This window comes from Pseudomonas sp. CP-1, from assembly GCF_021213715.1.
GTDB lineage: Bacteria > Pseudomonadota > Gammaproteobacteria > Pseudomonadales > Pseudomonadaceae > Pseudomonas > Pseudomonas aeruginosa.
The window spans coordinates 97,838-117,369 of sequence record NZ_JAJQKY010000016.1 but is presented as its reverse complement, the minus strand read 5'-3'; the positions used below and the strand labels follow the sequence as shown (position 1 = coordinate 117,369).

General features: G+C 67.0%; 18 protein-coding genes. 10 read left to right on the top strand and 8 right to left on the bottom strand.

All coding sequences use genetic code 11. The annotated features are described in order from the left end of the window. Nucleotides 1-26: 26 nt before the first annotated feature. Complete coding sequence (gene fpvR, locus LT948_RS25410; protein ID WP_003139296.1) at nucleotides 27-1,022, bottom strand: pyoverdine signaling pathway anti-sigma factor FpvR; 996 nt, start codon at nucleotides 1,020-1,022, stop codon at nucleotides 27-29. A gap of 163 nt (nucleotides 1,023-1,185) precedes the next feature. Between fpvR and fpvI the strand changes: the two genes are divergently transcribed. The 6 genes from fpvI to lldA all read left to right on the top strand — a co-directional run bounded on the left by fpvI (nucleotide 1,186) and on the right by lldA (nucleotide 8,254). Continuing rightward, nucleotides 1,186-1,665, top strand: a complete 480-nt coding sequence (fpvI, locus tag LT948_RS25405) for a pyoverdine signaling pathway sigma factor FpvI (protein WP_003103620.1) — start codon at nucleotides 1,186-1,188, stop codon at nucleotides 1,663-1,665. Between the two features lie 132 nt (nucleotides 1,666-1,797). Then, nucleotides 1,798-3,129: an L-ornithine N(5)-monooxygenase PvdA gene (pvdA, locus tag LT948_RS25400; RefSeq protein ID WP_003114509.1), complete on the top strand. Its 1,332-nt coding sequence runs from the start codon at nucleotides 1,798-1,800 to the stop codon at nucleotides 3,127-3,129. Nucleotides 3,130-3,251: 122 nt separating this feature from the next. After that, on the top strand, nucleotides 3,252-5,540 hold the full coding sequence (pvdQ, locus tag LT948_RS25395) for a bifunctional acylase PvdQ (RefSeq protein ID WP_023125922.1): 2,289 nt from the start codon (nucleotides 3,252-3,254) through the stop codon (nucleotides 5,538-5,540). A gap of 180 nt (nucleotides 5,541-5,720) precedes the next feature. Further along, nucleotides 5,721-6,044 (top strand): transcriptional repressor, encoded by a 324-nt coding sequence (locus LT948_RS25390; RefSeq protein WP_003089535.1) that lies wholly within the window; start codon nucleotides 5,721-5,723, stop codon nucleotides 6,042-6,044. A 41-nt stretch (nucleotides 6,045-6,085) separates the two neighbouring features. Continuing rightward, complete coding sequence (locus LT948_RS25385; protein ID WP_003114511.1) at nucleotides 6,086-7,006, top strand: LysR substrate-binding domain-containing protein; 921 nt, start codon at nucleotides 6,086-6,088, stop codon at nucleotides 7,004-7,006. 96 nt (nucleotides 7,007-7,102) lie between these two features. Further along, nucleotides 7,103-8,254, top strand: coding sequence for an L-lactate dehydrogenase LldA (lldA, locus tag LT948_RS25380; RefSeq protein WP_003104946.1), 1,152 nt, complete (start codon nucleotides 7,103-7,105; stop codon nucleotides 8,252-8,254). A gap of 66 nt (nucleotides 8,255-8,320) precedes the next feature. Here the strand turns inward: lldA and LT948_RS25375 are convergent, their stop codons facing one another. Continuing rightward, on the bottom strand, nucleotides 8,321-8,563 hold the full coding sequence (locus tag LT948_RS25375) for a DUF1654 domain-containing protein (RefSeq protein ID WP_003089526.1): 243 nt from the start codon (nucleotides 8,561-8,563) through the stop codon (nucleotides 8,321-8,323). 294 nt (nucleotides 8,564-8,857) lie between these two features. Between LT948_RS25375 and LT948_RS25370 the strand changes: the two genes are divergently transcribed. The 3 genes from LT948_RS25370 to LT948_RS25360 all read left to right on the top strand — a co-directional run bounded on the left by LT948_RS25370 (nucleotide 8,858) and on the right by LT948_RS25360 (nucleotide 12,142). Continuing rightward, nucleotides 8,858-9,094 (top strand): hypothetical protein, encoded by a 237-nt coding sequence (locus tag LT948_RS25370; RefSeq protein WP_003104944.1) that lies wholly within the window; start codon nucleotides 8,858-8,860, stop codon nucleotides 9,092-9,094. Nucleotides 9,095-9,359: 265 nt separating this feature from the next. Continuing rightward, complete coding sequence (locus LT948_RS25365; RefSeq protein WP_003089521.1) at nucleotides 9,360-9,830, top strand: (2Fe-2S)-binding protein; 471 nt, start codon at nucleotides 9,360-9,362, stop codon at nucleotides 9,828-9,830. Then, complete coding sequence (locus tag LT948_RS25360) at nucleotides 9,827-12,142, top strand: xanthine dehydrogenase family protein molybdopterin-binding subunit (RefSeq protein ID WP_031692923.1); 2,316 nt, start codon at nucleotides 9,827-9,829, stop codon at nucleotides 12,140-12,142. The genes LT948_RS25365 and LT948_RS25360 overlap by 4 nt, the downstream gene beginning before the upstream one ends. A 416-nt stretch (nucleotides 12,143-12,558) precedes the next feature. On the opposite strand, the gene LT948_RS25355 is transcribed toward LT948_RS25360, so the two are convergent. Then, nucleotides 12,559-13,764, bottom strand: a complete 1,206-nt coding sequence (locus LT948_RS25355; RefSeq protein ID WP_170869329.1) for an ABC transporter substrate-binding protein — start codon at nucleotides 13,762-13,764, stop codon at nucleotides 12,559-12,561. A gap of 200 nt (nucleotides 13,765-13,964) precedes the next feature. Next, nucleotides 13,965-14,606: a LuxR C-terminal-related transcriptional regulator gene (locus tag LT948_RS25350; RefSeq protein WP_003110901.1), complete on the bottom strand. Its 642-nt coding sequence runs from the start codon at nucleotides 14,604-14,606 to the stop codon at nucleotides 13,965-13,967. Nucleotides 14,607-14,881: 275 nt separating this feature from the next. Between LT948_RS25350 and LT948_RS25345 the strand changes: the two genes are divergently transcribed. Further along, nucleotides 14,882-15,277, top strand: a complete 396-nt coding sequence (locus LT948_RS25345; RefSeq protein ID WP_003089513.1) for a DUF4280 domain-containing protein — start codon at nucleotides 14,882-14,884, stop codon at nucleotides 15,275-15,277. Nucleotides 15,278-15,299: 22 nt separating this feature from the next. Here LT948_RS25345 and LT948_RS25340 read toward each other — a convergent pair whose 3' ends face one another. From LT948_RS25340 to LT948_RS25325, 4 genes are read right to left on the bottom strand one after another with little or no spacing between them, the layout of a single operon-like run. Then, the gene (locus tag LT948_RS25340; protein ID WP_023103147.1) at nucleotides 15,300-15,836 is read right to left on the bottom strand and encodes a toxin-antitoxin system YwqK family antitoxin; all 537 of its coding nucleotides are present in this window, start codon (nucleotides 15,834-15,836) and stop codon (nucleotides 15,300-15,302) included. Nucleotides 15,837-15,846: 10 nt separating this feature from the next. Beyond that, complete coding sequence (tssI, locus tag LT948_RS25335) at nucleotides 15,847-17,853, bottom strand: type VI secretion system tip protein VgrG (protein ID WP_073657431.1); 2,007 nt, start codon at nucleotides 17,851-17,853, stop codon at nucleotides 15,847-15,849. Between the two features lie 36 nt (nucleotides 17,854-17,889). After that, nucleotides 17,890-18,957 carry a M91 family zinc metallopeptidase gene (locus LT948_RS25330; RefSeq protein WP_022580990.1) on the bottom strand — a complete coding sequence of 356 codons (1,068 nt, stop codon included), beginning with the start codon at nucleotides 18,955-18,957 and terminating at the stop codon, nucleotides 17,890-17,892. A gap of 38 nt (nucleotides 18,958-18,995) precedes the next feature. Next, entirely contained in the window at nucleotides 18,996-19,529 is a 534-nt protein-coding gene (locus tag LT948_RS25325) for a hypothetical protein (protein WP_003089506.1), read from the bottom strand. Nucleotides 19,530-19,532 lie beyond the last annotated feature (3 nt).

Below are 19,532 nucleotides of genomic sequence, written 5' to 3'. Positions count from 1 at the left end.
CCAGGGCGGCTAAATTTAACCTGGGTTCAGAGCTGGGCGTAACGGCTGCTGATGCGGATGCTGCCGTCCTCGCGATGTTCCAGGTCCACGGGCAGGACTTTCGGCAGGGCGTCGACCAGGCTGCGGATGTCGCGGGTGCTGTAGATCCCGCCAATGCGCAGTTTCGCAGCGCTCCTGTCGCCCAGGACCAGCGGAGCGTCGAGGTAGCGGTTGATCAGCGGCAGGGCCTTGGACAGGGGCAGGTCGTCGAGTACCAGGCGGCCCTCGCGCCAGGCTAGCGTCTGGCGGGTATCCACGGCCTCGACCAACGGTTGCAGCAGGCCCGGATAGTAGCTGGCCTGCATGCCGGGAGTCAGGCTGCTGTCGTTGCCCGAGCCTTCGCTGCGGACCTTCACCGAGCCCTCGGTGACGGTGACTACCACGTTGTCCTGGTACTTCCAGACGTTGAAGCGGGTGCCGGTGACGGTGATCGAGCCGTTGCCGGCCTTGACCACGAAGGGGTGCGCGCTGTCGTGGGTGACATGGAAGTAGGCCTCGCCCCTGTCCAGGGAAACCCGGCGGATGTCCTTGAAATTGGCGAAGCTCAGCTGCGTATTGAGGTCCAGTTCGACCTCGCTGCCGTCGGGAAGAACGGCATGCCTGACGTTGCCCTCGGCCTCGTAGCGCTGGTAGCTGGAAGGAATCCAGCCTTGCAGCCAGCCGAGGTAGCCGGCCGTCGGCAACATAAGCAGGGCGAGGGCGGCGGCGCGTGCCTGGCTCTTCCAGCCCCTGCGGCGACGGCCGAACGGGCGGGTTGCGGCGTGGTTGCGAAGCTCGGGCGCCGGCGTTCGCGGCAGCAGTTCGCTGAGCGCCCAGATCTCCTCCATTTCTGCGTATTCGGCGGCGTGCCGGGGATCGGCTGCCAGCCAGCGCTGGAACTCGCCACGCTCTTCCTCGGAGAAGTCCTCGGCGTGCAGGCGCATGCACCAATGCGCGGCGTCCTGCACAAGGGTGTCGCTGTCGGCGGGAGAGGGTGTCTTCATCGAGGGTTCCAGTTATGCCTTCGGATTGCGCTGCGAGCGAAACAAGGCTTTAAAGCTTGATGAGAATTATTATAAATTTAATGATTTCATACTGCCAACGTCGCCGGCAGGCGATCCCGCCCTTGGAAGGACAGTGCCGTAGAGGCAGCGAGCAGGAGTCGTCTTGGAAAACCATTATCGGGAGCTGCTGCGATTCCTCAGTGCCAGGCTCGGGGATCGACACGCAGCGGCGGATGTCGCCCACGACGCGTATTTGCGCGTTCTGGAGCGCTCCAGTCAAGCGCAGATCGAGCATCCGAAGGCTTTTCTGTACCGGACGGCGCTCAACCTGGCGGTGGACGAGCACCGTCGCAGCCGAGTGCGCCGGGCGGAACCCCTGGAGGTCCTGGATGACGAGGAGGGCCTGGCCAGTCCCTCGCCGCAGACGGTGGTCGACCAGGGGCAGCGCCTGGACAACCTGCAGCGCGCCCTGGCCGAGTTGCCGGCCATCTGCCGCAGTTCCTTCCTGTTGCGCAAGCTGGACGGCCTGTCCCATTCGCAGATCGCCGAACATCTCAATATTTCCCGCAGCCTGGTGGAAAAGCACATCGTCAACGCGATGAAGCATTGCCGGGTGCGCATGCGCGAATGGGAAGCCGACTGATTTCACTATTCGTGTTCGGCAACGCTTAAATTTCATTTCCCTGTCCTCGTTCCTAGTCAACAGATGGCCCTCCAGGGCTGCTCTCGACTTATCGCTCCCGCTTGAAAGGGGGCCAATCCAGAGGAACTGGAAATGACTCAGGCAACTGCAACCGCCGTGGTTCACGATCTCATCGGTGTCGGCTTCGGCCCTTCCAATATCGCCCTGGCGATTGCCCTCCAGGAACGGGCCCAGGCGCAGGGCGCCCTGGAAGTGCTGTTCCTGGACAAGCAGGGCGACTACCGCTGGCACGGCAACACCCTGGTGTCGCAGAGCGAGTTGCAGATCTCCTTCCTCAAGGACCTGGTGTCCCTGCGCAACCCCACCAGCCCGTATTCCTTCGTCAACTACCTGCACAAGCACGATCGCCTGGTCGACTTCATCAACCTGGGCACCTTCTATCCCTGCCGGATGGAGTTCAACGACTACCTGCGCTGGGTCGCCAGCCACTTCCAGGAGCAGAGCCGCTACGGCGAAGAGGTCCTGCGCATCGAGCCGATGCTGAGCGCCGGCCAGGTCGAGGCGCTGCGGGTGATCTCGCGCAACGCCGACGGCGAGGAACTGGTGCGCACCACCCGCGCCCTGGTGGTCAGTCCCGGCGGCACCCCGCGTATCCCGCAGGTGTTCCGTGCGCTCAAGGGCGACGGCCGGGTGTTCCACCACAGCCAGTACCTGGAACACATGGCCAAGCAGCCCTGCAGCAGCGGCAAGCCGATGAAGATCGCCATCATCGGCGGCGGGCAGAGCGCGGCGGAGGCCTTCATCGACCTCAACGACAGCTACCCGTCGGTGCAGGCCGACATGATCCTGCGTGCCTCGGCGCTCAAGCCGGCGGACGATAGCCCGTTCGTCAACGAAGTGTTCGCGCCGAAGTTCACCGATCTCATCTACAGCCGCGAGCATGCCGAACGCGAGCGTTTGCTGCGCGAATACCACAACACCAACTATTCGGTGGTGGATACCGACCTGATCGAGCGCATCTACGGCGTCTTCTACCGCCAGAAAGTCTCCGGCATCCCGCGCCACGCCTTCCGTTGCATGACCACCGTGGAGCGCGCGACCGCCACCGCCCAGGGCATCGAGCTGGCGTTGCGCGATGCCGGTAGCGGCGAGCTAAGCGTAGAGACCTACGACGCAGTGATCCTGGCCACCGGCTATGAGCGCCAGTTGCACCGCCAACTGCTCGAACCGCTGGCGGAGTACCTCGGCGACCACGAGATCGGCCGCGACTACCGCCTGCAGACCGACGAGCGCTGCAAGGTGGCGATCTACGCGCAGGGCTTCAGCCAGGCCAGTCATGGCCTCAGCGACACCCTGCTGTCGGTGCTGCCGGTGCGTGCCGAGGAAATCTCCGGCTCCCTGTACCAGCACCTGAAGCCCGGTACTGCGGCCCGCGCCCTGCACGAGCACGCCCTGGCCAGCTGATCGGCGCCACGCCGCCACGCCCTGTGTTGCCCGTTTCCCCGCCAGGGGATGCCCGGCACGCAGGGCGTTTTCGTTGCATGTCCCGGCCGTTCCGGCCACCACTTTGCAGAGAAACGACATCGATGGGGATGCGTACCGTACTGACCGGCCTGGCCGGCATGCTGTTGGGTTCGATGATGCCGGTCCAGGCCGATATGCCGCGGCCGACCGGGCTGGCCGCGGATATCCGCTGGACCGCCTATGGCGTGCCGCACATCCGGGCCAAGGATGAGCGCGGCCTGGGCTACGGCATCGGCTACGCCTACGCGCGCGACAACGCCTGCCTGCTGGCCGAGGAGATCGTCACCGCGCGCGGCGAGCGGGCGCGCTATTTCGGCAGCGAGGGCAAGTCGTCGGCGGAGCTGGACAACCTGCCGTCCGACATCTTCTACGCCTGGCTCAACCAACCCGAGGCGCTGCAAGCCTTCTGGCAGGCGCAGACGCCCGCGGTGCGCCAGTTGCTCGAAGGCTACGCCGCCGGTTTCAACCGCTTCCTCCGCGAGGCCGACGGCAAGACCACCAGTTGCCTTGGCCAGCCCTGGCTGCGGGCCATCGCGACCGATGACCTGCTGCGCCTGACCCGGCGCCTGCTGGTCGAAGGCGGGGTCGGCCAGTTCGCCGACGCGCTGGTGGCCGCCGCGCCGCCCGGCACGGAGAAGGTCGCCCTGAGCGGCGAGCAGGCGTTCCAGGTCGCCGAGCAGCGGCGCCAGCGCTTCCGCCTGGAGCGCGGCAGCAACGCCATTGCCGTTGGCAGCGAACGTTCGGCGGACGGCAAGGGCATGCTCCTGGCCAACCCGCACTTCCCCTGGAACGGCGCGATGCGTTTCTACCAGATGCACCTGACCATTCCCGGCCGGCTCGACGTGATGGGAGCCTCGCTGCCCGGCCTGCCGGTGGTCAACATCGGCTTCAGCCGCCACCTGGCCTGGACCCACACGGTGGATACCTCCAGCCACTTCACCCTGTATCGCCTGGCGCTGGACCCGAAGGACCCGCGGCGCTACCTGGTCGACGGTCGTTCGCTGCCGCTGGAGGAGAAGTCCGTCGCGATCGAGGTGCGCGGCGCCGACGGCAAGCTGTCGCGCGTCGAGCACAAGGTCTACCAGTCGATCTACGGCCCGCTGGTGGTCTGGCCCGGCAAGCTGGACTGGAACCGCAGCGAGGCCTATGCGCTGCGTGACGCCAACCTGGAGAACACCCGGGTACTGCAACAGTGGTACTCGATCAACCAGGCCAGCGACGTCGCCGACCTGCGCCGGCGCGTCGAGGCGCTACAGGGGATCCCCTGGGTCAACACCCTGGCCGCGGACGAGCAGGGCAACGCCCTGTACATGAACCAGTCGGTGGTGCCCTACCTGAAGCCGGAACTGATTCCCGCCTGCGCCATTCCGCAACTGGTCGCCGAAGGCCTGCCGGCCCTCCAGGGGCAGGACAGCCGCTGTGCCTGGAGCCGCGACCCGGCCGCGGCCCAGGCTGGCATCACCCCGGCGGCGCAACTGCCGGTGCTGTTGCGCAGGGACTTCGTGCAGAACTCCAACGACAGCGCCTGGCTGACCAACCCGGCGAGCCCGCTGCAGGGCTTCTCGCCCCTGGTCAGCCAGGAGAAGCCCATCGGTCCGCGGGCGCGCTACGCCCTGAGCCGGCTACAGGGCAAGCAGCCGCTGGAGGCGAAGACGCTCGAGGAGATGGTCACCGCCAACCATGTCTTCAGCGCCGACCAGGTGCTGCCGGACCTGCTCCGCCTGTGCCGCGACAACCAGGGCGAGAAGTCCCTTGCCCGTGCCTGCGCGGCCCTGGCGCAGTGGGACCGTGGCGCCAACCTCGACAGCGGCAGCGGCTTCGTCTACTTCCAGCGCTTCATGCAACGCTTCGCCGAACTCGACGGCGCGTGGAAGGAACCGTTCGATGCGCAACGTCCCCTGGATACGCCGCAAGGCATCGCCCTCGACCGGCCGCAGGTGGCGGCCCAGGTGCGCCAGGCGCTGGCGGACGCGGCGGCGGAGGTGGAGAAGAGCGGGATTCCCGACGGCGCGCGCTGGGGCGACCTGCAAGTGAGCACCCGTGGCCAGGAACGCATCGCGATTCCCGGCGGCGATGGCCATTTCGGGGTCTACAACGCGATCCAGAGCGTCCGCAAGGGCGACCACCTGGAGGTGGTCGGCGGCACCAGCTACATCCAGCTGGTGACCTTCCCCGAGGAAGGGCCCAAGGCTCGCGGGTTGCTGGCTTTCTCCCAGTCCAGCGATCCGCGCTCGCCGCACTACCGCGACCAGACCGAGCTGTTTTCCCGCCAGCAATGGCAGACCTTGCCGTTCAGCGACAGGCAGATCGACGCCGACCCGCAACTGCAACGGCTAAGCATTCGCGAATGATAAGCAATGCCTATCAGATCTGATGGGAAAAAAACTGACGGTTTTTCCGCGCTCGTTCGTCTTTAACCATAGAGGCGGCCCACAGCCGCCCGGTTTCAGGGAACACGTGCAGGCAGCGAGCAGGGATGCTCGGCTTCGGCGGGGACCCGCTACCCACTCGTCCACGAAAGGAGCGTCACGATGACCCATTCGCCCGTCAAACAGATGTTGAAGGAGGCCGGCCTGAAGATGAGCCTGGCCCGGCTGAAAGTGATCGATGCGCTCTGGGAAGCCTCGGGGGAGCAGGGCCGGGTGCCGATCCGCACCCTGCACCGGCGTCTCTCCGAAACCGGTACGCCGCTGTCCCTGGTGAGCATCCGCCAGGTCCTCGGGCGCCTGGTGGAAAGCGGCCTGGTGACCCTCGACGAACAGGATGTCTACAGCCCCGGCAAGGCTTCCTGGGGCGGTGCCGCCGGTTCCGCGGCGCCCGAGCGCCGCGCCGCGGCCAACGAGCAGCGGCTCTGACGCGGTATCCCTGATCTCGGGCAGCGGGTAAAGTCTGCCCCATGCTCAATCCCGACGATTTCCGTTTTCCTTCCATCGAAGCGTTGCAGGCGTTCGAAGCGGCTGCCCGGCTGGGTACCTTCGAGCGCGCCGCCGAACTCCTGTCGATCACCGGCAGCGCCGCCAGCAAGCGGGTTTCCGGTCTCGAGGGGATGCTCGGGGTGAGCCTGTTGCAGCGCGACGGCCGCTCGCTGGCGCTGACCTCCCACGGCCGCGAGTACCTCGAACAGATTGCGCCGATCCTCGCCCAGCTCGCGGCGGTTCCGCTGCATCGTCGCCAGGTCCAGCGCCAGCAGCGGCTGACCCTGCGCACGCCGCCGACCTTCGCCCGGCAGATCCTGATTCCGCGCCTGGCGTCCTTCGCCGAGGCCTGTCCGGAAATCGAGCTGGAGATTCTCCTGTCGAGTCCTTCGGACGGCCAGGACCTGCCGCTGGCCGACGTCGAGGTGCGCGGCGACAGCCATGGCGTGGCGGCCGGCGAGCGGCTGCTGGAGGAGCGCGTGCTGCCGATGGCCGCGCCGGGGCTGCTGCTCGGCCTGCCGCGGCCCTGGACGCCAGCCATGCTCGCCGGCCTGCCGTTGCTGCGCTCGCCGCTGGAGCCCTGGCAGCCGTGGTTCCGCGTGGCCGGGCTGGACTGGCCGGAGCCCTGCGCCGGGCCGCGCCTGCTCGATTTGGGCATGACCCTAGAAGCCGCCGCCAACGGCCAGGGCGTGGCCCTCGCGCGACCCTCGCTGGCGCGCGCCTGGCTTGCCGAGGGGCGGCTGGTGGTGCTGTTCCCGCTGCGTTCGGCGCCGACCCACCATTACCACCTGCGCAGCCACCAGGCCTCGCCGGCCAGCCAGCGTTTCGCCGCCTGGCTGGCGGCGATCTGCCGCGAGGCGGTGGTCCAGGGCAGGGAGTTCCTTCCGGCGGCGGACGACTGAAACGGCGGAATTTCCTTCCGCCGATGCCGACAATTATTCCGCCTGCGGCGGTACGTCGCGCTCTACCATCCAGCCACCCCCGAAGGAGTGGACTGCATGAGCGTCATCACCGATATCGAAGACCTGCGCCGCCTGGCGCGCAAGCGCGTGCCGCGGATGTTCTACGACTACGCCGACTCCGGTTCCTGGAGCGAAGGCACCTACCGCGCCAACCAGGACGACTTCGCCGCGATCAAGCTGCGCCAGCGGGTCGCGCGGAATATCGAGAACCGCTCGCTGCGCACCCGCATGCTCGGCCAGGAGATGGCCATGCCGGTGGCCATCGCGCCCACCGGGCTGGCCGGCATGCAGCATGCCGACGGCGAGATCCTCGCCGCCCGCGCCGCCGCCGAGTTCGGCGTGCGCTACACCCTGTCGACCATGAGCATCTGTTCCCTGGAGGACATCGCCACGGAAGTCGGCCAGCCGTTCTGGTTCCAGCTCTACGTGATGCGCGACCGCGATTTCATCGAACGCCTCATCGACCGCGCCAAGGCCGCCGGCTGCGACGCGCTGGTGCTGACCCTCGACCTGCAGATCATCGGCCAGCGCCACAAGGACCTGAAGAACGGTCTCTCGGCGCCGCCGCGGCCGACCCTGGCCAACCTGCTGAACATCGCCACCAAGCCGCGCTGGGCGCTGGGCATGCTCGGCACCCGGCGTCGCGGTTTCGGCAACATCGTCGGTCACGTCAAGGGCGTCGACGACATGGGCTCGCTGTCCGAGTGGACCGCTCGCCAGTTCGACCCGCGGCTGAACTGGGGCGACGTCGAATGGATCAAACGCCGCTGGGGCGGCAAGCTGGTGCTCAAGGGCATTCTCGATGCCGAGGACGCGCGGCTGGCCGCCGACTCCGGCGCCGATGCGCTGGTCGTCAGCAACCATGGCGGACGCCAGCTGGATGGCGCGCCCTCGACCATCAGCGCGCTGCCGGCGATCGTCGAGGCGGTGGGCGAGCGCATCGAGGTCTGGCTCGACAGCGGCATCCGTTCCGGGCAGGACGTGCTCAAGGCCATCGCCCTCGGTGCGCGCGGGACCATGATCGGCCGTCCCTATCTCTATGGGCTGGGTGCGCTGGGGCAGGCCGGAGTGACGCGGGCGCTGGAGATCATCGCTCGTGAACTGGACCTGACCATGGCCTTCTGCGGCCATACCGACATCCGCGAGGTTGGCCGGGACATCCTGTTGCCGGGAAGCTATCCGCGATAGCCGCGAACGGCGAAGGGGAGGGAAGAGCGCAAGCCGCGCGGCTCGACGGCCGCGCGGCAAAGAGGATCAGGCGGCGGAACTCCAGCGCAGGACGATGCTGCCGTCGCGCTGCGGGTCGAGCAGCCACTGGTTGGAACGGTCGAAGCTTTCCAGCAGGTGGGCCCAGTCGCCCTCGTCTTCGCCGGGCAATCGGGAAATGCAGGCCTGGCAGGCCTGTTGCGCGGCCGGGGCGTGGATGATGCGCTGGATGCGGGTGTTCAGCAGGTCATAGGCCGTGGGCAGGGCGGGGATCGATGCAGTGTGGTTCATGGGTGCCTCCGCTTGCTTTCTCGGTTATGGGTGGGTGGACAAAGGAACCCTCGGTTCCGGCGAGATACCTTTGTAGCGGAACTCGTGTGAAGAAAGTATTGCAACGTTGTCGCAGGGGCGCGCCGCAGGGATGTACGGCTCTTGGCAACGGCTCTGGCGGTAGGCGACACTGCGTCGCGAGGAAAATCGTTGCGCATTGTTTCAATTCGCGGAAAGGCGTTTTTCCAGGGATGGGCTTTGACCGGCACCCAGTGCAAGGCAAGGTGACCGGTACTTCTCGACGGATACGACTGCATGGCGTTAGAACCTTCCGATGTTTTGCTCGAATCGGTGTTTTGTCAGCTGGATGCCGACACCCCGCGTTCCCTCCATGATCTCAAGGGCGACCCCAGGGCCAACCTGCTGGCGATCCGCCTGCTGTTCCGCCAGGGCCGCATCACCGGCGTGCTGCTGGACGACCCCAGCGGTGCCGAGGACCAGCATGGGCCGTTGATCTACCACGCCGAGCGACTGCGCGTGCGGCGCGGCTAGCGCCGTTGCCCCTGGCCGAGCCGCTCGCTTTCCGGCGAAGCGGCGAGGAGCGGGCCACCAGGAATGCGGCCTCGCCCGGGCGATTTCCGCCCGGCTTGGGTATCGTTGAATTCCATTCAACGATACGTTCAGTTCTGCCAGGTTATCCGCCGCAGTCCTCTCGCCAATAATCTCCCTTCAGTCCGATGAGAGACTCGCCGCGCCCATGGGGGCGGCGCAGTCGCCGTGCGACTCCATAACCAGAAACCAGAAAAGGCGTGCACCGATGATTACCCTGAACCTCAATGGCAAGGATCATCAGCTCGATGTCACCGAGGATATGCCCTTGCTCTGGGCCATCCGCGACGTCGTCGGCTATACCGGGACCAAGTTCGGCTGCGGCATGGGCCTGTGCGGCTCCTGCACCATCCATATCGACGGCCAGGCCACCCGTTCCTGCATCACGCCGGTGAGCCTGGCGCAGGGCAGGAAGGTCACCACCATCGACCACCTGCACACCGACAAGGTCGGCGAAGTCGTCCAGCAGGCCTGGCTGGACATCGGCGTGGCGCAGTGCGGCTACTGCCAGGGCGGGCAGATCATGTCGGCCACGGCGTTGCTGAAGAGCAACCCCGCGCCCAGCGACGAGCAGATCGAGGCGGCCATGGCCGGCAACATCTGCCGCTGCGGCACCTACAACCGGATCAAGACGGCGATCCACAACGCCTCCGCCAAGTTGCAGGAGGCCAAGGCATGAAGCGCTCGTACCCCGACGATCTGGTCATCGGCAATCTCAGCCGCCGCGGTTTCCTCAAGGGCGTCGGCGCCACCGGCGTGCTGCTGGTGGCTGCCAACTGGGGCTGGCGCGACGCCCTGGCCGCCGAGAAGAAGGCCTTCGGCGCCGACGCCATGCCCCACGGCTGGGTGGACAACCCGAAGATCTACGTGAGCATCGACCGGGACGGCACGGTCGGCATCGTCTGCAACCGCTCGGAAATGGGCCAGGGCGTGCGCACCAGCCTGGCGATGGTGGTGGCCGACGAGCTGGAGGCCGACTGGAGCCGGGTCAAGGTGATCCAGGCGCCCGGCGACGAAGCGCGCTACGGCAACCAGGACACCGATGGCTCGCGCAGCATGCGCCATTGGTTCGAACCCATGCGCCGCTGCGGAGCGGCGGCACGGCAGATGCTCGAACAGGCTGCGGCCAACCAGTGGAAGGTTCCGCTGGGCGAGTGCCGCGCCGAACAGAACAAGGTGCTGCATGCGCCCAGCGGCCGTTCGCTGTCCTTCGGCGAACTGGCCGAGGCCGCCGCGGGCCTCGAAGTGCCGGCGCGCGACAAGCTGCTGCTGAAGAAGCCCGAGCAGTTCCGCTACATCGGCAAGGACGTGGCGCGCGCCATCGACGGCGCCGATATCGTCAATGGCCGCGCCGGCTTCGGCTTCGACGCGCGCTTCGACGACATGCTCTACGCCGTGGTCGCCCGGCCGCCGGTCTACGGCGGCAAGCTCAAGCGCTACGACGCCGCCGCGGCGCTGAAGGTGCCCGGGGTGGTCAAGGTGATTGAGATCGAGGGCCGGCCGATCCCGTCCGAGTTCCAGCCGCTGGGCGGGGTCGCCGTGGTGGCGCAGAACACCTGGGCGGCGATCAAGGGGCGCGAGGCGCTGGTGGTCGAGTGGGACGCCGGGGTCAACGGCGGCTACGACTCGGTGGCCTACCGCAAGCAACTGGAAGAGGCCGCGCGCAAGCCGGGCAAGGTGGTGCGCGACAGCGGCGATGCCGCGGCGCTGTTCGCCAAGGGCGGGGATATCGTCGAGGCCGAGTACTACCTGCCGCACCTGGCCCAGGCGCCGATGGAACCGCCGGTCTCCACCGCCTGGTACAAGGACGGCGCCTGCGAGGTCTGGGCCCCGACCCAGGCGCCGCAAGTGACCCGCGAGCGCATCGCCGAGCGCCTGAAACTGCCGTTCGACAAGGTCACGGTCAACGTGACCCTGCTCGGCGGCGGTTTCGGCCGCAAGTCCAAGCCCGACTTCGTGCTGGAAGCGGCGATCCTGGCCAAGGCGTTCCCCGGTCGCCACCTGCGGGTGCAGTGGACCCGCGAGGACGACCTGCATTTCTCCTATTTCCACACGGTCTCGGTGGAGCGCCTGCAGGCCGTGCTCGGCGCCGACGGGCTGCCGCAGGCCTGGCTGCATCGCTCGGTGGCGCCGAGCATCACCGCACTGTTCGGCCCGGACAGCAAGCACCAGGGCGCCTTCGAACTGGGCATGGGCCTGACCAACCTGCCGTTCGCCATCCCCAACGTGCGCCTGGAGAACCCCGAGGCCCCGGCGCACACCCGGGTCGGCTGGTTCCGCTCGGTCTCCAACATCCCCCACGCCTTCGCCATCCAGAGCTTCGTCGGCGAACTGGCGGCGAAGGCCGGCCAGGACCCGAAGGACTACCTGCTCAAGCTGCTCGGCCCGGCGCGGCGGATCGACACCGCCGAACTCGGCGACAGCTGGAACTACGGCGAGTCGCCGGAGCGCTACCCGCTCGATGTCGGCCGCCTGCGCGGGGTGATCGAGGAGGCGGCGCGCCAGTCCGGCTGGGGCGGCGAGCTGCCCAGGGGCAGGGCGCGGGGAATCGCCGCGCACTACAGCTTCGTCACCTACGTGGCGGTGGTGATCGAGGTGGAGGTGAAGGACGACGGCGCGCTGCTGGTGCACAAGGCCACCATCGCCGCCGACTGCGGTCCGCAGATCAACCCCGAGCGCATCCGCTCGCAGCTCGAAGGCGCCTGCGTGATGGGCCTGGGCCTGGCGGCGCTGGGCGAGATCAGCTTCAAGGATGGCAAGGTCCAGCAGGACAACTTCCACCAGTATGAGCTGGCGCGCATGCCGCTGGCGCCCAAGGCGGTGTCGGTGCATCTGCTCGAGCCGGACGGCGACCTGCCGCTGGGCGGGGTCGGCGAGCCCGGCGTGCCGCCGATAGCGCCGGCGCTGTGCAACGCGATCTTCGCCGCCACCGGCAAGCGCATCCGCGAGTTGCCGATCCGCAATCAGTTGCAGGGGTGGCGGAAGGCCTAGGTCCTAGGTCCTGATCGTCGCCTGCGTGAGTTCGCGCGAGCGCAGGCGATGGATTAGGTTCTACGCGGAAGTCGTTGTCGAAGAAGAGTTTTCCGTGCCGTCGTCCCTCCCTGGCAGAGGTCTGCCGGCGGATAACGCGCGTGGCCTCGTTCGCCCTGCGCAGCGAAGGCGGTAAGCGGATGCCAGGGCGGACAACGGGTAGCGTTATGCGCCGCCTTGTCGTCTCAACTTAAAGTGAATTCTAGTATTTTATTTATCTTATTAATCAGTAGGATAAATCGTTTATTAAAAGTATTTTATAAGAAGTGGGCGTCTTCCCAGCCGCTCCAGGCCGCCTGCTTGCCGTCGAAACCGGATGCGCAATTCTCCAGGATCGACGACCCCGCGTCGTCCGTGCGCGAGGCCGTCATGGCGGTTCAGTAGATCGGCAGGTCCGGTTCGGGCAGGGCGACGATGTCGTTCGCCGTCAGCCCCAGCAGGCTCATCAGCGCCGGGTCGCGCAACGGCGACTCGCCGCGTACCGGGCCGAAGATTTCCGCCATGTGCCTGCGCAGGCTGGCCACCCGTTGGCGATCGGCCATCCAGCGGGTGAAATCGTGCACGTCGACGTTCTTCAGCGACTCCAGTGGCGGCAGCCCAGGCGCTTCGCCGACGTCGGCGCGGGCGCGCCAGCCGCCGTAGCTGGACTGGAACTCGGCCGAGCCCAGGTAGGACAGCAGCAGCTTGGCCGTGGCCGGATGACGGGCGGCCTTGAAGATCGCCGCGCGCTGGTTCCAGACGATGAACGGCTCGTCGGTCGGGATGAAGTAGCCGGCCGGCGTATCGCTGTCGGTCGCATAGCCGGTCAGGTTGCCCAGCGAACCGATGGAGTCGGTGCCCACCGAGGCCGCCGGCGCCGCCGTGCCGCGCAGGAAGTTCGGCTTCTGCGCCGCCAGGGCGCGCAGGAAACCGCTGCCGTAGCGCCGTTCCAGCTTGTCGTAGACGTACAGCACCGCATCGTCATCATGGGGATAGGTCAGCACCAGCTTGCCCTTGAAGGCCGGCTTCAGGTAATCGGCGAAGCGCGTCGGATAGTGCTCCGCTGGCAGCCGGACGGAAGCGTAGGTCGGCACGAAGGCGTTGTTGTAGGCCGTGACATAGGCGCCGTCGGGATCGGCGTAGCCTTTCTTCTGCCGGGCGAAGCCGACCGGCTTGTAGCGCAGCAGCACGTCGCGGGCCTTCCATTTGTCGAAATCGAAGGTGGTTTGCAGCATCGCCACGTCCGGCGTCAGGGTGCCGGCGGCGAGTTCCTGGTCGATGCGCAGGTCGTGGAACTTGGAGAGGTCCACCGTGACGTCCAGGATCACGCCGGGAAAGCGGCTCTCGAAGGCCGTCTTCAACCAGTCCATCTGGTTCGGCGCGTCGCCGCCGGCCCAGAGCACCACCTTGCCGCCTTCGCTCCGTGCGCGGGCGTAGAGCGAAGCGAGCCTGTCGGTCTCGCCGGGAATGACCAGGGTCGCCCCCGCGGTTTCCGGCCCTAAAGCTGGCTTTCGTGGCAATTTTCCCGCCGTTTCGCCGGCGAACGAAGAAGATGCGAAGATCAGAACCCATGCCGCCATCAGCGGCTTCACCCTGTCGATCATGTGCCGTTCCTCTGCTGAAAACGAGCGTCGCCGCTCCCGGTGAGGCCGGCGCGCAGGCGCGCCCCTCATGGATGGGACTGGTCCGCTGCGCCGGGCTTCAGCGCCGCGAGGAGACTTCGCGGAAAATCGCGGCAGACTTCTCGTTTCGGCATTCCCGGATGCTTGCGCGGGAACTCCGGGTACGGCCGCGTGGAACCTGCCTAGAAGCCGGCCTTCACCGCCAGCGCCGCGGCGGCCGTCCGCGTGTTCACTTCCAGGGCGCGCAGCAGCGAGGAAACGTGCACGCGCACGGTGAACGGCGAGATCGACAGCGCGCGGCCGATTTCCTTGTTCGACAGGCCATCGGCGATCAGCCGCAGTACCGCTTGCTGCCGTGGGGTCAGGGCGTCCAGGAGGGCGCGTTGCCGACTGCCGGCGCTCGACCCGCCGCGCAGGCGCACCACCGGTTCGCCGCTGCCGAGCGTCTGCAACGCCGTGCCGATCTCCCCGGCCTCCAGGGATTTGCCGAGGTAGCCGTCGGCGCCGGCGGCCAGCACCTCGTCCACCAGACGCGGGTCGTCGAGCATCGAGACGATGACGATTGCGCTGTGCCGATAGGCGCGACGCAAGCGCTCGATGGACTGGGAGGCGGCGAAGCCGGGAAGCAGCAGGTCGAGGACGAAGAGGGCGGGAGGTTCCGGCGAGACGCTCGAGGCCAGGCGCAGCACCTCGTCGAAGCTGCCCGCTTCGCTTACGGCGGCTTGCGGGAGGTAGCGGCGGACGACCCGTCTCAGGCCATCGCGGAACAGGGGATAGTCATCGGCGACGATGACCCGTGCGGGGAGGCTTCTTGTGCTAGGCATTGTCGTCCCGTCCTTGGGGGCGGCCAGGGTGCGGCAACCCCTGCATCGACCGGCCGCAGGCCGGCCGGCGAGGGCGCTGCGGGCACCGTTCGATCCGCCGAAAATCCTTTTTCGTCGATCCCTGTCGCGGGGCTCCGCCCCGCATGACAGCGGAATTCTAGCGCCGCTGGCGACACGCATGTCGGGCATTCGTCAGAAAAACAGCAGCCAGCCCCACGGCGAGCGCGATGGGCTGGTCTATCCTGCTACAACGCCATCGCGCTCGGGAGGACGGCATGGGCTGCCCGCAGGTCTGCGCCGGCGCCACCCTGCAATGCAGCTTCGGGGCGGCGCCGACGGTGCTCAACGTGTTGCCGCAGAACCGCACCCTGACCAGCGGGATGCCGGCGGCGAACATCATGGACCACATCCCGCTGCTGAACATTCCCACCTTCGGCCTCTGCCAGAGTCCGGCCAACCCCGTGGTGGCCGCCGCCACCGCCGCCGCCCTCGGCGTACTGACGCCGATGCCGTGCATTCCCGCCACCGCCAGCCCGTGGATCCCCGGCGGTCCGCCGACCCTGCTGCTGGGCGGGATGCCCGCGCTGGACGCCAACGGCACGCTGATCTGCACCTGGGGCGGGGTGATCAAGATCAGCGTGCCGGGACAGGTGCAGATGCTGATTCCCTGAGCGCCGCCTGGCCGATGCGCGCCTAGGGCTCCGCCAGCCTGATCCACCACCAGCGCCAGCGCGCCATGGGCCTGCCCTCGCTGTCCAGCGGCCGGCCGTCATCGGCGAACGGCTGGGCGCCGTCCAGTAGCTGGCCGTTCAGGTAGCGTCCGTCGAAGGCCAGTTGGCCATTGCCATGGAAGCGCTGGTAGACCCCGTCGCGCACGCCGTCGCGGTAATGCTCGCGCTCGGCCACCTGGCCGTTGGCGAAATAGTTGAGCGCTTCGCCGTGGAGCAGCCCGTTGCGGTAGTGCGCCTTGCGCTGCAACCAGCCTTCCGCGGCATGGAAACTCGCCGGCCCGTGCAGCTTGCCGTCGACGAAGGCGAGTTGCGCGGAGACCTTGCCGTTGGGATGGAACAGGGTGCTGGCGCCGTGCAACTGGCCCTGCCGGTAGCCGAGGCTGGCCTGCGGCCTGTCGTGCTCGTCGATGCGCAACGGGCCTTCCAGGCTGCCGTCGAGCAGATTGCCGGCGAGATGGCTGTCGCCACGAACCAGGTCGAGCTTGCCGGATGCCGCCATGCGCTTCTCCTCAGTTGACCTTTACCAGACCGCCCTTGATGGTCAGCATGCCGCCGCCGTCCACCGTCTGTTCGGCGCCGGCCTTGTTGGTCAGGCTGACGCCGGCATCGTTGGTCAGGCTGGTGCCGGCCTTGTTGGTGAGGGAGGTGCCGGCCTGGTTGGTCAGCGACGTCCCGGCCTTGCTGGTCAGCGAGGTGCCGGCCTGGGCGGCGAGGTCGGCGTCGCTCTTCAGGGTCAGGCTGCCGCCGCTCTGCAGGGCGAGGGTGCCGCTGACCTTGATGGTCAGGTTGCCGTCCACCGTCAGCTCGAAGTTGCCGCTGACCTTGTGGTTGTAGTTGCCGCCAGTGCTGTGAGTCTGGTCGGCGCCCACCGTCACCGTGCGCGTGTCCTTCACATCCAGGCTGTCGCTGCCGGTCTGGATGGTCACGCTGCGCTTGCCTTTCTCCAGGGTGACGGTCTCGTCGCCCTCCTTCACCGTGCGGGTGCGGGCGTTCTGCACCGTCAGGGTCTCGTCGTGGCCGATGCTGGCGGTGCTGTCGTTGAGCACGTTGACGTTGAGGTCCTTCTGCGCCTGGAGGAAGACTTCCTCGGCGTCCTTCTTGTCCTCGAAGCGCAGCTCGTTGAAACCGCCGCCGCCCTTCGACGAGTTGGTCTTGATCCCGGACTGCGTCTGGTTGTCCGGCAGCGCGTAGGGCAGGGCGTTGTCGCCGTTGTAGACGCAGCCGGTGACCAGCGGGCGGTCCGGGTCGCCGTCGATGAAGGTGACGATCACTTCCTGGCCGATGCGCGGCACGAACTGCATGCCGAAGCCCTTGCCGCTCCAGGGCAGCACCACGCGCACCCAGCAGGAGGAGGTCTCGTCGTTCTTGCCGTCGCGGTCCCAGGGGAACTGGATCTTGATCCGGCCGTACTGGTCGGTCCAGATCTCCTCGCCGGCCTTGCCCACCACCAGGGCGGTCTGGGTGTGCATGCGCGGCTTGGGCGTGACCCGCGCGGGGCGGTAGGCGGTGGCCTTGGGGATCGCCTCGAAGCGGTTGCGGTAGTGCGCGTGACTGGCGTCATGGGTGACCGAGGTCAGCACCCAGTCGATATTCAGCGAATCGTCGTCATGCCCGCTGAGGGTGAACCAGTGGCCGGGCACCAGCCAGCGGCAGTCGCTCTCGCCGATCAGGCGCGTCTCCTGGCTGCGCAGGCCGTCGATGCGTTGCTTGGTCAGGCTGTCGCCCTGGGCCTTGGCGGTGTAGCCGCCGGGGTGCTGGTAGACGCCGGCGGCGCCGGAAACCGCCTCGGCCTGGGAGTACAGCGAGGTGCTCGGGGTGGTGAACTCGTAGTCGGTGGCGCTGTAGGTCCCGGATACCGCCTGGAGGCTGTACTGCGCCGAACGCACGCCCTGCAACTCGCGCACGCCGATTCCTTGGCCCAGGTAGGCCACTTGCGGGCCGTTGGGAATCGGCGGGAAGGCGTCGTTGCTGTCGGCCAGCACCAGGGTGTGCTTGCCGGCGGCATGGGTGAAGAACCAGAAGATGCCGTCTTCCTCCAGCAGCCGCGAGACGAAGGCGAGGTCGCTCTCGCCGTACTGCACGCAGTATTCGCGGGGCTGGTAGCTGCCGCTGAGCTGCAACTGGTAGTCGCTGAAGCCGTGCTGGTCGAAGACCTGGGTGACGATGTCGCTGGTGGCGAGGTTCTGGAACACCCGGTTGTTGCTGGCCAGCGTCAGCCACCAGAGCCAGGGGCGCAACAGCACCTGGTAGCGCTCGGCGCTGGCATCGCCGGGGAGTTGGCGGATCTCCGCGACCAGGCCGTCGAGCGGACGCTGGTCGGCGTCGTTGTGCAGGGTGGCGGTGAGATGGGTGGCGATTGCGCCGTCCAGGGCTAAGGGGCTGGCGCTGTAGCCCAGCAGTTCCCAACCGGGCAGTGCGTTCAGGCGTTCTTCCCCGGCCAGACGCTCCGGGAACAGGGCTGCCAGCGCCGAGGCGGTCAGGGAGAGGCTGGTATTGCTATCGGTGGGACGGGGCATCTGGGTCCCTCGTTTCTGTCGGGACAGCGGCGACGACTACATGTAACTGATGCGTTTGCCGATGGCCTTCCTGTTCTCTGGGTCGCTTCCGGGCACCTGCTGGCAGGCATAGCTCCACCATTCTTTGCGTAGGGCATTTTCCGATAATGGTGCTTCGTCCCAGGGGCCGAGGCCGACGCAGCGGTATTCGAACAGTACCGTGGAGTAGTGGTTGTCGTCGTAGCCGGGTTGTGCGCCTCGGCAACTGTAGTAGGCATGCAGCAGCTCATGAGCCAGGCCGATTGCCGGAGGACGTATCCGGTTCAGCGGGTTGGTCGCTGTGGGGTTCCATCTCACATGGGCGGAACAGCCAGCCGAAGGCGGCGAAACGTCCTTAAGGGCAACTATGGTCGCAAGCCGCGCATGGTTCTGCTGGGCATCGCTGAGGCGGTGGGGTAGCGGCTGTCCGGCAAGCCAGGCCGCCACTTCGTGGTTGGTGATGGCGATGTTGTGGGCGGAGATACCGAAATGTCCGCTGTAGCTCTGCTCATTGAAATAGCCTTCATTGCTGTCGCTCCAGCGGAAGTAGCGGTGGTCGAACAGCAGCATCCAGCGGTTGGCATACTGGCGGGCGTGCTCTAGATAGCCGTAAAGGCCACCACCGTTGCCCGGCACGCCGTCCAGGGCCCAATGCGGCGAACTGTTGATGACATAGGTCAGCCACTGGGTCTGCGCCTGCGGGGCGATGCCTGTCTGATTGAGCGCGATCTGGGTCTGGGGGCCGGGACCGGTTCCTACGATGATTTCTCTGGCGACCTGATTGAGCGCCATGGGCTGATTGGTGGACTGGACATTGTTGCCCAGCGACGAGGGGGTGATGTCGACGAAATTGTTCGTCGTGTAGAGGTTCCAGAGCAGCGATGCGCCCGTCGGCGTAGCGTTTATGTAGTTCAGCGCGCGATACACCTGTCCCTTGAAGGCGGAGGGATACGGGCTTTCCTCGTAGAAGCCGGTGGCTTCGTTGAGCACCTCCCAATCGCTGTCCTGGGTCAGCACGGCGATTCCGGGCGGGGTCGCATGATACAGGCCGTTCGTGGGGCGCCAGTATTCGATGGTTCGGGGCATGACGGCAGTCCTCGAAGGTGGGGCAGTTCGGCGGGCGTTCAGCGTCGGTAGAACACCAGCCCGGTGGGTGCGAAGAGGAAGATGGTGTTGTCGGGGGCGCCGTCGTAGCCGTCATCGCTGGAGACGACGATAGTATGTGGTCCGTTCTGGGCGAGCTGGCGGTAGCCGGCGCGGCAGCGCGTACAGGGTGCGACGCTCTGGCGCACGATGATGTTGCCAACGATGGCGTTGATGCGACCGACCAGGGCATCGTTGAACAGTGTGTTCTCGTAGCACACGGCGGAGCCGGCTTTCTGACCGACGAACTGGCTGGTGATGGTCAGAGACGCGCCACCGGGCACGTATTGGGCGATGTGGAAGGAAATACCGTCGGACACACCACCGCGCCTGGTCCTCGGGGCCTCGGTCAGACGTAGGGCGTCGGCAGCGTTCATCATGGCGGTCAGCGTCGCGCCGTTGGGCATTCCGGTCCTTCCACGTCGGTCGTGGTCGACGCCGGGACCGACCAGGGTCGGGATGTCTATGGCTTTTCCGGCTACCGTGTTTATTCCGCAAAGATCGTTCCAGTTCATGAA

What these genes read in the sequence shown, in the direction of transcription:
- fpvR (WP_003139296.1), bottom strand. Translation starts at nt 1,022, where the DNA reads ATGAAGACACCCTCTCCCGCCGACAGCGACACCCTTGTGCAGGACGCC.
- pvdA (WP_003114509.1), top strand. Translation starts at nt 1,798, where the DNA reads ATGACTCAGGCAACTGCAACCGCCGTGGTTCACGATCTCATCGGTGTC.
- pvdQ (WP_023125922.1), top strand. Translation starts at nt 3,252, where the DNA reads ATGGGGATGCGTACCGTACTGACCGGCCTGGCCGGCATGCTGTTGGGT.
- LT948_RS25390 (WP_003089535.1), top strand. Translation starts at nt 5,721, where the DNA reads ATGACCCATTCGCCCGTCAAACAGATGTTGAAGGAGGCCGGCCTGAAG.
- LT948_RS25385 (WP_003114511.1), top strand. Translation starts at nt 6,086, where the DNA reads ATGCTCAATCCCGACGATTTCCGTTTTCCTTCCATCGAAGCGTTGCAG.
- lldA (WP_003104946.1), top strand. Translation starts at nt 7,103, where the DNA reads ATGAGCGTCATCACCGATATCGAAGACCTGCGCCGCCTGGCGCGCAAG.
- LT948_RS25375 (WP_003089526.1), bottom strand. Translation starts at nt 8,563, where the DNA reads ATGAACCACACTGCATCGATCCCCGCCCTGCCCACGGCCTATGACCTG.
- LT948_RS25370 (WP_003104944.1), top strand. Translation starts at nt 8,858, where the DNA reads ATGGCGTTAGAACCTTCCGATGTTTTGCTCGAATCGGTGTTTTGTCAG.
- LT948_RS25365 (WP_003089521.1), top strand. Translation starts at nt 9,360, where the DNA reads ATGATTACCCTGAACCTCAATGGCAAGGATCATCAGCTCGATGTCACC.
- LT948_RS25360 (WP_031692923.1), top strand. Translation starts at nt 9,827, where the DNA reads ATGAAGCGCTCGTACCCCGACGATCTGGTCATCGGCAATCTCAGCCGC.
- LT948_RS25355 (WP_170869329.1), bottom strand. Translation starts at nt 13,764, where the DNA reads ATGATCGACAGGGTGAAGCCGCTGATGGCGGCATGGGTTCTGATCTTC.
- LT948_RS25350 (WP_003110901.1), bottom strand. Translation starts at nt 14,606, where the DNA reads ATGCCTAGCACAAGAAGCCTCCCCGCACGGGTCATCGTCGCCGATGAC.
- LT948_RS25345 (WP_003089513.1), top strand. Translation starts at nt 14,882, where the DNA reads ATGGGCTGCCCGCAGGTCTGCGCCGGCGCCACCCTGCAATGCAGCTTC.
- LT948_RS25340 (WP_023103147.1), bottom strand. Translation starts at nt 15,836, where the DNA reads ATGGCGGCATCCGGCAAGCTCGACCTGGTTCGTGGCGACAGCCATCTC.
- tssI (WP_073657431.1), bottom strand. Translation starts at nt 17,853, where the DNA reads ATGCCCCGTCCCACCGATAGCAATACCAGCCTCTCCCTGACCGCCTCG.
- LT948_RS25330 (WP_022580990.1), bottom strand. Translation starts at nt 18,957, where the DNA reads ATGCCCCGAACCATCGAATACTGGCGCCCCACGAACGGCCTGTATCAT.
- LT948_RS25325 (WP_003089506.1), bottom strand. Translation starts at nt 19,529, where the DNA reads ATGAACTGGAACGATCTTTGCGGAATAAACACGGTAGCCGGAAAAGCC.